This is a genomic window from Pseudomonas sp. ITEM 17296 (assembly GCF_028895205.1).
Lineage (GTDB): Bacteria > Pseudomonadota > Gammaproteobacteria > Pseudomonadales > Pseudomonadaceae > Aquipseudomonas > Aquipseudomonas kermanshahensis.
Genome location: NZ_WJRS01000009.1, coordinates 103,801 through 117,309 on the forward strand (window position 1 = coordinate 103,801; position 13,509 = coordinate 117,309).

The window sequence follows — 13,509 nt, forward strand, 5'->3', positions numbered from 1 at the left end:
ATTCATGGCCGGGCTGTTCATGGTTGGGCAATGTCGGCGTAGTCGACTTCGACGACATGCCCAGGGCCTGCATCGAACAGCACGTAGAACTCACCGTCGGGGCGTTTGAAGGTGAGGGTCGAGTCGTCGCCGAGCTTGCCGCCGACCAGCACCTGCTCGTCATAGCCGATCACATCCAGGGTCACCCCAGGGGCGCCGCTGCCATCCGAGAAACCGCCGGTGCATTTGACCTGGCCGCTGGCCACTTCTTCGCATTCGCACATCGGGTTGTGGGCCAGGGCAGGGCCGGCGGCCAGTACCAGCAAGGGCAGGGCGAGCTTGCGCATCAGGTGTTTCATTTCTTGCCTCCTTGTTTCTCGAGCCAGGCCACGGTGGCGGGCGATGCCTTGGCCAGGGGGACCGAAGCCTGGTGCATGCTGCCGTCCCAGCCTTCGAGGGTGATCCAGATCTGTGCATCAGGCTGGGTACGCGGCGGTATCAGCAGGTTGGTGCCCATGCGGTACGGCGCGCCGAAGAAAATGGTGCCAGCAGCGCGCAGGCTGCGCGGTTTGCCGATGCGCAGGTAGACGGCCTTGACGTCATTGATGCAGGCCTTGCACAGCGAGGCGCTGAACGACTTGAAATGGCCGGCCGGGCCGTCGGCGCGTGGTGCCTCGTCGCGCAGTTCGGCCAAGTTCAGGCTGTAGGGGCCGACCTGGATGTCGCTGATCATGTTCGCCCCCAGCCCGGCGTCGCCACGGAACAGCCTGGCGTTTTCGAAGTACTTGGGCATGAAACCCAGCGGGATGAGGATCAGCAGGATGTTCAGGTGGAAGCGCCATTTCAGCCACCACTGCTTGAGCGGGCTGGCGGGCAGGGTCTTGGCCTGGCTCATGGGCGGATCTCCACGGTGGTTTCACGGCTGGCCGCGCGTGGCGCACGCTCGCTGCGCTTGAGGGCGGCGGCGGTCGCCTGGGCGGTGCGTTTGGTCCAGATCAACAGGCCGCTGAACACCATCAGGGTGAGGACCAGGCCAAAGAAGAACCAGATCAGCTTGATCGCCAGGCCGCCAAAGTCGCCGGTGTGCAGGGGGCGCATCGACTCGGTGACGAACTCCAGGGCAGAGCGGTCGCTGATCAGGAACTGGCTGTCGACGTTGCTGGTGTAGGGGTTGACGGCGGCCGACTGGAACATCAGCGGGTACCAGCCGCGGCCACCCAGGGTGACATGGCTGTAGGCAGTAGCCGGCAGTGAGACGGAGCTGATCTCCAGGCCCGGGATCGCCAAGCCGGCGATGCGCGCCGCTTCATCCACATCGATGCGCGGTGCCTGGCTGCCATCGGCTGTCTGCGGCACATCCTCACGGGCGATGACCGGCACGATAGGTCGGCTGGAGATGCTGATGTTGTTGTCGAACAAAATCGCTTGGATCAGGAACCAGGTACCGGTAATGGAAATGACCGCGATGAACCAGATCGACCAAACCCCGGCCAGCCGGTGCAGGTCACCCCAGAAGATGCGTGAGCCATGGCCGGTGCGAACGGGCTTGAAGAAGCCCTTCCAGAATTTCTTGTAGACCACCAGGCCTGTGACCAGCGAGGCCAGCATCGGCAGGCCGAGTATCGAGACCAGGTACCAACCCCAGCTGAAGCCATTGGTGAAGGGCACCAGCCACCAGCCATGCAAGGCGCGGGTGAAGCCTTCGAAGTTGAAGTCCGGGCTCTTGCCCTGGATGGCCCCGGTGTATGGGTTGACGTAGAGCGTTGGGCTAGTGCCGTCGGGGAAGGTCACATCGGCGGTCAGGGCGAAGTGCGAGCCATCCGGCTGCCTCAGCGACTCCACGGCCATGTCCGGCTCGGCCTTGTGCAGGGCATCGAGCACCTGCTGGTAACTCAGGCGTTCGGCATCGCCGTCAGGCTTGCTGGCGCGCACGTCCGGGTTGGCCAGCCAGACAATCTCCTGGCTGACCACGGCGAGCATGCCGGTAAAGCAGACGATCAGCACGAAGAACCAGATCGGGAGGGCGAGCCAGCTGTGGACCAGGAACCACAACTTGGATTTGGATTTTTTCGGGGATTTGGCCATCTGATCGTCTTCTGAAATGTGTAGTCGAGCTTATGCCCAACCAAGAGGGCTGCACTTATAAAGACGAATGAGAATGGAAATCCTGCCGTTTTAAATGCAAGCAAATGTTTCAGAAAGCACAAGCCGGCCTTCGCGCAGGGCGACAGGCCGGCGAGTAAAGGCGGGAATCAGGCGCTGGTCAGGGCGACAGCCGGTTGCGAACGGCCATTGAGGCGCGACAGGTCCTGGTACAGCGCCTGGCCGATCTCGGCGGCGCGGGCGGGCAGCACCGAGAGCAAGGTGTCGCTCAGGCCGTGGCTGTTCTCGCAGAAACCTTGCAGGTAAACCGATGCCTGCAGGTCTGGGCTGGCCAGTACCCGGTAGTTGCGGTCGACGCTGAAGTCATCCAGGTAACCCGCCAGTGGTGCCAGCAGGTCGCGGTGCGAGCGGCGCTCGTAGCCGGTAGCCAGGATCACCGCATCGTAGCGGTGGGTCTGGTGCTGGCCAGTGGCGAGGTCGCGCAGGGTCAGTTCCAGGCCTTCGCGGGTGGCCACCACCGCTTCCACCTGGCGCCGGCACAGCACGTTGTGACGGAACTGGTGGGCGACCTTCTGGCGGTAGAGGATGCCGTAGATGCGTTCGATCAGGTTCAGGTCGACCACCGAGTAGTTGGTGTTGTGGTACTCGCCCAGCAGCTTGCTGCGTTGGTCGGCCGGCTCGTTGTAGACCAGGTCGGTATAGCCTGGGGAGAAGATCTCGTTGACGAACGGGCTGTCGTCGGCCGGCTTGAGTGCCGAGCCGCGCAGGATCATGTCGACCTTGACCGACGGGTAGCTGTCGTTGAGGTCGATGAAGGCCTCGGCGGCGCTCTGGCCAGAGCCGATCACCGCGATGCGCATCGGCTTGCCTTCAGTGCACGGCAGTTTGTTCAGGCTGCTGAGGTACTGGGAGTGGTGGAAGACGCGTGGGTCATCTTTGAAGGCGCCGAACTTTTCCGGAATTTTCGGCGTACCGCCGCTGCCGACCACTACCGAGCGCGTGCGGCGGCTGTATTCGCGGCCTTGTTGGTCACGCGAGACCAAGCGCAGGTGTTCGACCCGGCCGGCCGTCACTTCGGGCTCGATACGCACCACTTCTTCGCCATACACCGCCTGGGTGGCGAAGTGCTCGGCAGCCCAGCGCAGGTAATCGTTGTACTCCAGGCGGCAGGGGTAGAAGGTGCCGAGGTTGATGAAGTCGGCCAGGCGCTGCTTCTGGTGCAGGTAATTGACGAAGCTGTAAGGGCTGGTGGGGTTGCGCAGCGAGACCAGGTCCTTGAGGAACGAAATCTGCAGCTCGCTTTGGGTCGCCAGGGTCTCGCCGTGCCAGCGGTAGTCTTTTTGCTTGTCGATGAACAGCGCGTCCAGGGCATGGCCCTGGGATTGAGCGAGCTCCTCCAGGGCGATGGCCAAGGCCAGGTTGGAAGGGCCGAAGCCCACGCCGATCAGATCTTTGATTGTTTCCTGCTGTGAGGACTGGCTCATGGCTGCGATTCCCTGAATGGTCGAATGTGGACGCCCGCCGGGGCTCCGGCTCCTGCGCAAGTACATGTGTTGGAACGAGCCACACGAGGGGGAATTTACTGGTGGGGTTACAGGGTTTTGTCACCGCTGGCTAAAGAACTGCGTCCGGCGGCCGATAGGGGGTCAAGGCAAGGACTCACCTGAAGGCAGGGAATCGGCATGACAGCAATATCTTTGAGTAACCTCCACATCAACGGTGTTTCCGCCCAGGCGATGAGCGCCGCGGCGGCCGCCGAGCGCGAGCAGGCCAAGCAGGCCGCGCAGAGCGAAAAAGGCGGGCCTTTGAGCATCAGTGGCGACACCTTGAAGGTGGGTGGCGGTGGCCAGGCGGAGTCGGCCCAAGGCAGCGAGAGCAGCGACGAGTCGGCAGCGGTGCAGCAGTTGCGGCAGATGATCAAGGAACTGCAAAAGCAGCTGGCTGAAGAGCAGAAGCAGTTGGCCGCATTGATGGCATCGAAGATGGAAGAGACTGCCAAGGCCGCTGCGGTGAGCGCCAAGCAGGCCAGCATCGCTACCCTGACTGGGCAAATCATGCAGGCGACCGCGCAACTGCTCGAAGCGCTTCAAGAGAGCGGTGGCAGCAGCGCGGGTGGGATGGTCAGCACCCAGGCCTAGGCCCTAACTGACAGGCCTAGGGCTGTTTGTAGGAGCAGCCTTGCGCTGCGAAGAGGCCGGTGCAGGCCCCTCACATCTAGGCCTTATGCACCGGCCTCTTCGCAGCACAAGGCTGCTCCTACACCACCAGCAGCCTCAGAAATCCCAGCGGGTCGTGACCATCAAGTTGCGTGGCTCGCCGTAGTAGGTGGTGTCGAAGTTGCCCAGCCCGGTCAGGTACACCTTGTCGAACACGTTGTTGGCATTGACCGTGAAGCTCAGGTGCTCGCTGTACTGGTAGCGGGTCATCAGGTCCACCAAGGTGTAACCCCCTTGCTTGATGCGCGTGTAGTCGCCAGCCGTCGGGCTGTAGATATTGCCGTAGAACGCGCTCTGCCAACGTAGCCCACCACCGACGGTGACACGGTCCAGCGCGCCGGGCAGCCGGTAGGTGTTGAACAGCCGCGCCACATGCTCAGGCTTGGTGGTCGCCAGCGGGAAGCCGAACAGGCGGTTGTCGTCGGCGTCGCGGGTACGGGCGTAGGTGTAGCCGGCGGTGATGTTCCAGCCCGGGGCCAGTTCACCGGCCAGCTCCAGTTCGACGCCCTGGGTCGTGGCGCCGTCGATCGCTGTGTAGATGCCCTCGTTGGTGACCGGGTTGGTGCCGACGGAGGAGGCGACGTTGTCTTGTTCGATCCGGAAAAACGCCAGGGTAGCGTTGAGCCGACCATCGAAATAGGCCGCCTTCAGGCCCGCTTCATAACCATCGCCTTCCACCGGGTCGAGGGTGGCGCCATTGACGTCCTTGTACACCTGCGGCTGGTAGATCGAGGTGTAGCTGGCGTACACCGAGTAAGTATCGTCCAGGTCATAGACCACGCCGGCATACGGGGTGACGACGCCGTGTTGCTTGTAGCTGGCGTGGGTGTCATCCAGGGACGAGGTCGGGTAGTAATCCTGATCGTCGTTGTATTTGAAGGTGCTGACCCGGGTACCGAGGATCAGCGACAGGTTGTCAGTTGGCCTCAGGCGCGTGGCCACGTAAGCGCCGTTCTGGCTCTGGGTGGTGGTGTAGTCGCCGTTTTTCGGGAAGTCCTGTACCGCAATCTTACCGTTCCAGTCGAAGATCGAGCCCGGTACCTGGGCGAAGGCACTGCCGTCGAAGGTGTCGCCGGTCTGGCGCGAATGCGAGGTCATGAAGCCTGCGACCAAGTCATTCTGGCGGCCGAACAGGGTGAAGGGCCCGGACACATTCAGGTCGGCGGTGTTCTGCACACGGTGGCCTTCCCAGCGCCCCCAGTAGAAGAACATGTCTTCGCCGGTTGCGGGGTTGGGGTTGCCGCCGCTGGCCGAGGCCAGGCGGGTGTCATGGTCGCTGATCATGTGGTTGAGGCTGAGCTTGACCTTCCAGTCATTGGCCAGGGCCTGCTCCAGCGAGCCGAAGTAGGTGGTGGACTGAAAGTCGCGGCGGCTCCAGTCGGCACCTGGGTTGTGCGAACGCGAAAAGTCGGTGCGGCTGCCGTCGGCAAAGTAGGTCGGGTTGCCAGTCCAGGAAGCGCCACGCGGCGTGGTGGTCTGGTTGTCGATGCCGAAGGTCAGCAGGGTGTCGGGCGTCAGGTCGGCTTCGAGAATGCCGTAGTAGACGTCCTTCTTCTGTTTGTAGTGATCCAGGTAAGACTTGCGGTCCTGGTACGCGCCGACCAAGCGGCCGCGCACGCTGCCGCTGGCGTTGAGCGGGCCGGCAATATCGCCTTCGGTGCGGTAGTTGTCCCAGGAACCGGCGCTGGCGGTGATCGAGGCCTTGAAGTCGTGGGTGGGCTTCTTGCGGATCAAGTTGACCGTAGCGGAGGGGTCACCGGAGCCGGTCATCAGCCCGGTCGCGCCCTTGATGACCTCGACGCGGTCGTAGGCGGCCATGTCGACGTGGGTCGCACCTTCGTCATAGACCCCGTCATAGATGGTGTTGACGCCATCGTACTGGTAGTTGGTGATGGCAAAGCCGCGTGCGGAGTATTCCATGCGTTCGCTGTCATACGCCTGCACCGAAACCCCGGGCGTATTGCGCAGCACTTCGCCGATATCTTGCGAGCCGTGGTCGTCGATCGCCTGGCGGGTGATCACGCTGACGGACTGCGGCGTTTCGCGCAGGGTCAGCGGCAGCTTGGTCGCGGTGGTCGAACCGCCGGTGGTGTAGGCGCCAGTGCCTTCGGTGATGTTGCCAAGGCCCTGGCCATCGATGCGGCTGGGGGCCAGCTCCACCACGTCACCCTGTTGGTGGGTTTGCAGCAGCGAGTAGCGGCCGTCGCTTTCCTGTACGGCCTGCAGGCCGGTGCCGCTCAGCAGCATCTGCAGAGCCTGGTCCACCGGGTACTGGCCATTCAAGGCGGGAGAGCGTTTGCCGCGCGTCCATTGGGTGTTGAACGACAAGACGATGCCAGACGCTGCGGCAAACCGGGTCAGTGTCTCGCCCAGGTCGCCCTGCGGCAGGTGGTAGTCATGCACTTGCGCGGCACAGGCTGCGCCTGGCCCACCGAGCAATGCAGTCAGCAACAGGCAGGTGCGCAGGTCTGGCGCGCTGAACGGCCTGAGAGTGAAGCGGCAGGTCATCGTCGTTGTTCTCTGAAAGGTAAAGAGTCAGCCAGGGCTGGGGTTACCTATGAGTCGGATGAGCCGCAGCAAAGTGATCAGGCCTTGGCCATTTTTTTATGCGGCGGTGACGGTGACCCAGTAGCGGGTGCGGGCCTGCACCTGCACCGGCAGGGACGTGGTCAGCGCCCGCAGTATCTGATCGGTGTCATTGAGCCGGTAGGTGCCGCTGATGCGCAGGCCGGCCACCGAGGGCGCGCAGCGCAGCCAACCGGGCCGATAGCGCGCGAGGTCGTTGATGAAGGTGTCGAGGCGCTGGTCGTTCACGATCAGCAAGCCGCGGCTCCAGGCGTCTGCGGCACTGGCCAAGGCCTGCACTGCAGAAAAGCCCTGGCCATTGAACTGGCAGCTCTGGCCGCTGTTCAGCGCCATCGCCTGGCCAGAGGCAAGCGCCACGCGTGCTTGTTGGCCAAACACCTCGAGCTTGCCGGCGTCGTCCAGCAGCCGCACGGAAAAGCGGCTGTGGCCAGCCTCTACGCTGCCGTACCGGGTCACCACGCTGCAGCGTTGCTGCGCGGGCACCTCGACCATGATTTCGCCTTGGCGCAGCCGCACCGACGGCTGTTCGCGGGTCTCGTCGATGTCAACGGAGGAGGCGGTGTTGAGCAGCACCGTGCTGCCGTTTTTCAAGGTCAGCCAGCGCTGTTCGCCCACGCCACTGCGCACGTCTGGCAACAGCGGCGCGTGCTGCATTTCGCGATAGCTGCCCAAGCCCAGGGCACTGCCCCCAAGCAACACCAGGCCGGCTTTGACCACACGGCGGCGGGAGGCGTGGCGGCCATGTGCGGCCACGGCCAACATCCGCGTGGTGGCCGGGGCATGGGGGGTGCTCATGCGTGTCTGCAAACGCTCGGCTTGCTGCCAGGCCCAGGCATTGACCGGGGTAGCGTTCAGCCACGCCTGCCAGGCACTGTACTCGCTGGGCTGCGCTTCACCGCTGTTGAGCTGGCTGTACCAGTGCGCGGCCTGGCGCAGGGCCGCGAGTTGCTCGGTACTCAGGGCCATGCTCACTGGCCGTGCGTCAGGCTGTAGATCATGCAGTGCTCGGCCGCCTTGGCAACGTAGCGGCGCACCGTCACTTCAGAGATGCCCAACTGGGTGGCGATGTGTTTGTAGGGCAGGCCATCGACCTGCGAAAGCAAGAACGCCTCACGCACCTTGGTGCCAAGCGCTGCCAGCATCGCATCGAGCTCGAACAAGGTCTGCAGCAGGGCAACACGCTGTTCTGCCGAGATGTCCAACGCTTCGGGTTGCTCGGCCAGTACCTGCAACCAGGCCCTTTCCAGGTGCACGCGGCGCAGGTGGTCGATCATCAGGCGACGGGCGATGGTGGCCAAGTAGCCCTTGGGTTCACGTACCGCTTCGAGCTTGGCCGCAGCGTCGGCGGCCGACATCACCCGAACGAACACGTCCTGCACCAGGTCCGCGGCCAGGTGGGTGCAGTTGACCCGGGGCGTCAGCCAACCGTGCAGCCACTTGCTCTGCGCGCGGTAGAGCCGGGTGACTTGGGTATTGAGGGCTACGTCCGGGGTGCTCATCCATGCCGCCTGAAAGAGTTGCAAATGTTAATGGTTCGCATTTTATGCAAACTGTTTCAGGCTTGGCAATGACCCGCGGGCCGACAGCGTTACCGCTTCAAGGGGAAGTCGCGCGTTCCACGGCCTGTGCCCCACGCGTCTTGCGCCGCCCGCTAACGCGTGTAATGACTCGCCGGGTCAGCGTGTTCCAGCAGTACGTCACCAGCACGCCACCAACAAGGGCCAGGGCCACCGCGAACAACGGCTGATCGACGATGCGCCGTGCCAGCGACTGGAACTGGAAGTGCGTCAGGTAGATGAACAAGGTGGACGAGGCGATCATCGCGCCCGCTCTGGCGACCACGCCCGGCACGGGCACGGACCGGAACCAGATCAAGGCCAGCATCGCCGGCAGGGCGATATCGATGTAACGGGCAAACGCCTGCCAGCCGAGGCCGGCAAGGGCCACCAGGTCGAGCTCGGCAATCAGCAGCAGCGCCACCGCACTGGCGACCGCTTTGCGCAGCGTGGTGTCGGCGTAGTGAATGGCCATGCCCAACACCATCACGGCCAGGTAATGCTGAGGTACCCGGTTGAGCAGGGCTGTGGTGTCGAACACGAAACGGCTGAGCAGCACATCGGCCACCACTAGTGCGCACGAGGCCATGATGAGGCAGGGGAACGGCTTGGCGATGATCGCCTTGCGCACACGCTTGATCGACAACACGACACCGAGGATCAGCAGCATCTGCACCAGCACTTCGATGTACCAGTAATTGAACACGCCGACCTTGTCGGGCGGGAACCAGTTGGAGATCAACAGCAGTGATTGCCAGTGGACTCGGTCGAATACCGCCTGCACCAGTACTGTGTACAGAATCGTCGGCACCGCGATGGCGGCTAGCGACTTGAGCAGCATGCGCGCATCGCCGCGCTCATCGATGGCCTTGAACTGGAACCTGGCCAGGCTGATGCCGGAGATCAGGAACAGCACCGACGTCTCGCCTGCTATGCGCCATTCGGAAAACACATTCAAATGCCCGACGACAATCAGCAAAATGGCGACCATGCGCAGGAACACCGGCACTTCCATGACCCGCATCGACCACGTGTTGGCCGGGGTGCCTGGTTCGGCCAGGTCGGCCAGGTCCTGTACCGGGATCATTTCCCAGCGATCCGGCAAGTGGCCAATCAGCGTTTCGAGCACCATCGAGGCGCGGACGAAGGACAGCGAGTCGCCGCCGAGCTCCACGAAGGTGAGGCGGGCATCGATGTGCGGAGCCTGCAGTATCTGCGCCCAGGCCTCGGTCAGTTTCAACGCCAGCGGTGACAGCGCCTGTGGGGTGCTGGAGGCGCTGTCATCGAAAGCCGCAGGCAAGGCGCGCTTGTCGATCTTGCCGTTGGGCGTGAGTGGAATGCTCGGCACGAACAGGAACATCGCCGGCACCATGTAGTCCGGTAGCATGCCTGCGATGGCCTGGCGCAGTTCAGCGGTCGCTATGGGCTGATCGGCGACGCAATAGGCGACCAGCCTGACACTTGCGTTGTCATGGTTGGCCAGCACCACGCATTGCTTGATGCGCGGCAGTCGAGTGATGGCGTTTTCGATCTCCGCCAGTTCGATGCGATGGCCGCGGATTTTCACCTGGCTGTCGCCGCGCCCCAGAAAAGTGGCGCTGCCATCGGCCAGGTACGTGCCCAGGTCGCCGGTGCGGTAGCAGCGGTCGGCCGGGGCGCCGGTGAACGGGTTTACCACGAACTTTTCCTGGGTCAGTGCCGGGTCGCCCCAATACCCCAGCGACAGGTAGGGGCTGCGGATCAGGATTTCCCCGACTTCGCCGGCTTCGACCAGGTGGTTGGCCTCGTTGACGAGCAACAGTTGCGCGCCGCCTATGCCTTTGCCCAACGGGATTTTGCTGTTGTCCGCGTGCGGGTCGAGCACGTGGAAGGCCATGGCCTGTGGCGTTTCGGTGGTGCCGTAGAAGTTGACGCTGGTGGCGTGTGGCGCAATTGCACGAATCTGCTGGTACAGCGTAGGGCTGAGCGCATCGCCGCCCCAGAACAGGTAACGCAAGCGTTCGAACAGCAGCCCGTTCATCCGTGCGCCGGTTTCGATCAGTTTGCCCAAAGGCGGCGTCAGGTGGATGACGGACACGCCGTGGTCGTGTATCCACGCAGCCAAGCGCGACGGGTCGGTCAGGGTAGATTGGGCCGGGCAGAGGATGGTGGCGCCAATCGACAGCGGCGTGAACACATCGCGGTAAACCGGGTCGTGGCCCAGGCCGGAAAGCAGCGAAAAGCGGTCATCCTGGGTAAAACCATGTTGCTGCACGTGCCAGTCGACGAAGTGCACCAGCGGCGCATGATGGGTGACGATGCCCTTCGGTTCGCCAGTGCTGCCCGAGGTGAAGGTGATATAGGCCGGCTGAGCAGGGCTGACTGCGGGCAGGGGCGCTGACAGGCTGGCGAAGTGGTGCAGGGCATCGGCGGGGGCGTGCGGCACGTTCACGCAGTGCGCACGGCCAGGTTCGACCTCGGCGTCGCCACAGCGCACTACAAAGGCAGGTTCGAGGGTGCGGATGATCTGGCCGATACGCGCAGCTGGGTACGCGGCGTCGGCGACGGTGAAGGTCAGCCCGGCGCGCAAAGCGCCGAGCATGGCATAGACCAGCGCCGCGCCGCGGCTTGCGACAATCACTACCCGATCGGCACCGATGGCGCCATTTTCGAGCAGGTACGTGGCGATACCCTGGCTGATCTGCTCAAGTTGTCGATAGCTGCAGGTGGCTTCGTGGGCAATGATCGCGGTTGCCTCGGGCGAGCGGCTCGCCTGCTCCACAAAGGCCTGGAAAATCGGCTGTTCGGCACGGTAATCAAGGCTCAGCGTCGGGTTCGGGCGCAGATCCGGCATGTTGTGTGTTCGCTCCGCATGAACGGCAAGTGGCTGGCTGGATAGCACAACGCTAGTGCAGGGCAGCGAATGGCGCCAATGCGCTTGCGGTATTTGCGTGGGCGCTGAAATGGTGGGGCCGCTTTGCGGCCCATCGCGACGCAAGGCCGCTCCCACAACAGAACGCATCCCCCTGTGGGAGCGGCCTTGCGTCGCGATGGGCTGCAAAGCAGCCCCAAATGCTCAAGGCTTACCCGCTACGCTCTCGCCGGGTGCCTTTTTCAGCCGATAAGCCAGGGCAGGGCGGGTCATGCCGAGCAGCCGCGCCGCTTCCGAAACGTTTTGCCGGCAGCGTGCCATGGCCTCTTGCATCAGCGCCTCCTCGACGGCATCCAGGCCGGCGCCGCTGTCGAAGATCTGCGCCACCCAGCCAGGCGTTTGCAGGTCGCTGTCGGCCACCAGCCGGCCATCGCTGCCAAGGCCGATGCTGTCGATGGCGGGCGGTGCATGCGGGAACAACGCATCCAGGCCGATACTCTGGTTTTCGTCGGTGATGATCACGCCGCGCTCCATGAGGTTTTCCAGCTCGCGGATGTTGCCCGGCCAGTCGTAATGCAGGCACACCTCCATGGCCCGGTCGCTGAGGCCGCGGGTTTTCTTGCCGTAGCTTTCATGCAGGCGCCCGAGGAAGTGCTCGATCAGCAGCGGGATGTCCTCGCGGCGCTCGCGCAGTGCGGGGATGCGTACCGGGAACACGTTCAGCCGGTAGAACAGGTCGGCGCGAAAACGCCCGTCCTTGACCGCCTGCTCCAGGTCTTCATGGGTGGCGGCGATCACCCGCACATCCACCTGGCGTGTGCGGCTGTCGCCCACCCGCTCCAGTTCGCCTTCCTGCAACACCCGCAGCAGGCTGGCCTGGGCGCGTGGTGTAAGCTCGACGATTTCGTCGAGGAACAGGGTGCCGCCGTTGGCCCGCTCGAAACGGCCCATGCGGGCCTGCTGGGCGCCGGTGTAGGCGCCTTTCTCGACACCGAACAGTTCGGCCTCGATCAGGTCGGGCGGTATGGTCGCGCAGTTCAGGGCGACGAACGCCGCACCGGCGCGCTCGCTGCGCAGGTGCAGGCTGCGGGCGATGACTTCTTTGCCGACGCCGGTTTCGCCCAGCAGCAACACCGAGGCCTTGCCCGAGGCGACTTTGTCGGTGAGCGCGCAGCAGCGCCGGTACACCGCCGACTGGCCGATGCCGTAGAACTGCCCCGATTCGTACTGCAGGCGCTGGCGCAGGTTGGCCACCTGCACTTGCAAGGACTGCAACTCGTCGATCACCGGGTCGCTCTGGAAGTAGCGCATGAACGTTTCGGCGTCTTCCCATTGCTCCACCGGCTTGCCGATGATGCGGCATTCGCTGCCGCCACAACCGCGGCAGCTGACCTCTTTGTACAGCACCTGGCGGCCGAGGAAGAACGAGCTGTAACTGATCGCGTAGCCCAGCAGCATCCAGCAGATTGGCTGCTCGGACTGCAGGTTTTCTTGCTGGCAGTTTTCCACCTCGAAAGAGTCTTGCCATTCGATGTCGGCGTAGAAATGGCCGTTGTCGAGGTCGATCTCCAGCTGCAGCGGGCGGACTTTGACCATGCCTTTGAGCGAGTGCAACTGGGGGCCGATGAAAAACATCTCCACTGGGTTGCCGTTGGGGCGCAGTTTGCGGGCGAGCTCGGCATCCTTGAGGCCGGACTGGTAGCCCAGGCGCAGGAAAAACCCCTTGGCGCGTTCGACGCCGAGCATTTCGATCAGCTCGCGGCGCATGCCGGCCATCATCGCCGCCTGCACCAGCAGCATGCGTTGTTCGTCGAGCCAGATCTTGCCTTCGGTGCCGAGGAAACGCACCCGTTCGGTGAGGTCCTTCAGCGCCGGCGCAGGTTCCGGCGCCCTGTACTGGGTAATCATTCGCGTGCGCCCCTTGCTTGTAGTTGTATGGGGAATCGGCGCGTTCCGCTCAGGCATGGGCGGGTGGTTGGTCGCGCCGGGACGACCTCGGCGGCTCAGGCAAGGCTCGGGTCATCTCTTCTTTCTAAACCGCCTGAAACCTGCGCAAAAGTCAATCGCAGGACGCGTTGGTCATTTGCTCGAAGTGCCGTTGCGCGATTGAGCAAATGATCAATCGGGCGGGTTGCGGCGGCCGCTTGATCGCGCCTCGGCTTATCTTTGATTGGTTTAAAAGTCTTTTTAAATCAATTAATTGAATTGTTTTTCTGCT

At 63.4% G+C, this 13,509-nt stretch carries 10 protein-coding genes; 1 reads left to right on the forward strand and 9 read right to left on the reverse strand.

Translation table 11 applies throughout. The features are described from left to right. Positions 1 to 17: 17 nt before the first annotated feature. From GIB19_RS12900 to GIB19_RS12915, 4 genes are all read right to left on the reverse strand, one after another. On the reverse strand, positions 18 to 338 hold the full coding sequence (locus GIB19_RS12900) for a hypothetical protein (protein ID WP_027596194.1): 321 nt from the start codon (positions 336 to 338) through the stop codon (positions 18 to 20). Beyond that, positions 335 to 874, reverse strand: coding sequence for a thiamine pyrophosphate-binding protein (locus GIB19_RS12905; protein ID WP_099428924.1), 540 nt, complete (start codon positions 872 to 874; stop codon positions 335 to 337). The genes GIB19_RS12900 and GIB19_RS12905 overlap by 4 nt, the downstream gene beginning before the upstream one ends. After that, positions 871 to 2,064 (reverse strand): PepSY-associated TM helix domain-containing protein, encoded by a 1,194-nt coding sequence (locus GIB19_RS12910; protein ID WP_027596196.1) that lies wholly within the window; start codon positions 2,062 to 2,064, stop codon positions 871 to 873. The genes GIB19_RS12905 and GIB19_RS12910 overlap by 4 nt, the downstream gene beginning before the upstream one ends. A 167-nt stretch (positions 2,065 to 2,231) precedes the next feature. Next, on the reverse strand, positions 2,232 to 3,566 hold the full coding sequence (locus tag GIB19_RS12915) for a lysine N(6)-hydroxylase/L-ornithine N(5)-oxygenase family protein (RefSeq protein WP_027596197.1): 1,335 nt from the start codon (positions 3,564 to 3,566) through the stop codon (positions 2,232 to 2,234). A 198-nt stretch (positions 3,567 to 3,764) separates the two neighbouring features. On the opposite strand from GIB19_RS12915, the gene GIB19_RS12920 reads away from it, so the two are divergent. Next, positions 3,765 to 4,220: a hypothetical protein gene (locus GIB19_RS12920; RefSeq protein ID WP_027596198.1), complete on the forward strand. Its 456-nt coding sequence runs from the start codon at positions 3,765 to 3,767 to the stop codon at positions 4,218 to 4,220. Between the two features lie 135 nt (positions 4,221 to 4,355). Here GIB19_RS12920 and GIB19_RS12925 read toward each other — a convergent pair whose 3' ends face one another. The 5 genes from GIB19_RS12925 to GIB19_RS12945 form a co-directional block, all read right to left on the reverse strand. Beyond that, positions 4,356 to 6,806, reverse strand: a complete 2,451-nt coding sequence (locus GIB19_RS12925) for a TonB-dependent siderophore receptor (RefSeq protein WP_274886318.1) — start codon at positions 6,804 to 6,806, stop codon at positions 4,356 to 4,358. Positions 6,807 to 6,902: 96 nt separating this feature from the next. Then, a complete protein-coding gene (locus GIB19_RS12930; RefSeq protein WP_274886319.1) occupies positions 6,903 to 7,850 on the reverse strand; it encodes a FecR domain-containing protein in 948 nt (315 codons plus the stop codon). A 2-nt stretch (positions 7,851 to 7,852) separates the two neighbouring features. Continuing rightward, entirely contained in the window at positions 7,853 to 8,383 is a 531-nt protein-coding gene (locus GIB19_RS12935) for a sigma-70 family RNA polymerase sigma factor (protein WP_274886320.1), read from the reverse strand. Positions 8,384 to 8,480: 97 nt separating this feature from the next. Beyond that, complete coding sequence (locus tag GIB19_RS12940; RefSeq protein ID WP_274886321.1) at positions 8,481 to 11,273, reverse strand: amino acid adenylation domain-containing protein; 2,793 nt, start codon at positions 11,271 to 11,273, stop codon at positions 8,481 to 8,483. 222 nt (positions 11,274 to 11,495) lie between these two features. After that, positions 11,496 to 13,199 carry a sigma-54-dependent Fis family transcriptional regulator gene (locus GIB19_RS12945; RefSeq protein WP_274886322.1) on the reverse strand — a complete coding sequence of 568 codons (1,704 nt, stop codon included), beginning with the start codon at positions 13,197 to 13,199 and terminating at the stop codon, positions 11,496 to 11,498. Between the last annotated feature and the right edge of the window lie 310 nt (positions 13,200 to 13,509).

Coding starts and splice junctions, on each gene's coding strand:
- GIB19_RS12900 (WP_027596194.1), bottom strand. CDS start 338: ATGAAACACCTGATGCGCAAGCTCGCCCTGCCCTTGCTGGTACTGGCC.
- GIB19_RS12905 (WP_099428924.1), bottom strand. CDS start 874: ATGAGCCAGGCCAAGACCCTGCCCGCCAGCCCGCTCAAGCAGTGGTGG.
- GIB19_RS12910 (WP_027596196.1), bottom strand. CDS start 2,064: ATGGCCAAATCCCCGAAAAAATCCAAATCCAAGTTGTGGTTCCTGGTC.
- GIB19_RS12915 (WP_027596197.1), bottom strand. CDS start 3,566: ATGAGCCAGTCCTCACAGCAGGAAACAATCAAAGATCTGATCGGCGTG.
- GIB19_RS12920 (WP_027596198.1), top strand. CDS start 3,765: ATGACAGCAATATCTTTGAGTAACCTCCACATCAACGGTGTTTCCGCC.
- GIB19_RS12925 (WP_274886318.1), bottom strand. CDS start 6,806: ATGACCTGCCGCTTCACTCTCAGGCCGTTCAGCGCGCCAGACCTGCGC.
- GIB19_RS12930 (WP_274886319.1), bottom strand. CDS start 7,850: ATGGCCCTGAGTACCGAGCAACTCGCGGCCCTGCGCCAGGCCGCGCAC.
- GIB19_RS12935 (WP_274886320.1), bottom strand. CDS start 8,383: ATGAGCACCCCGGACGTAGCCCTCAATACCCAAGTCACCCGGCTCTAC.
- GIB19_RS12940 (WP_274886321.1), bottom strand. CDS start 11,273: ATGCCGGATCTGCGCCCGAACCCGACGCTGAGCCTTGATTACCGTGCC.
- GIB19_RS12945 (WP_274886322.1), bottom strand. CDS start 13,199: ATGATTACCCAGTACAGGGCGCCGGAACCTGCGCCGGCGCTGAAGGAC.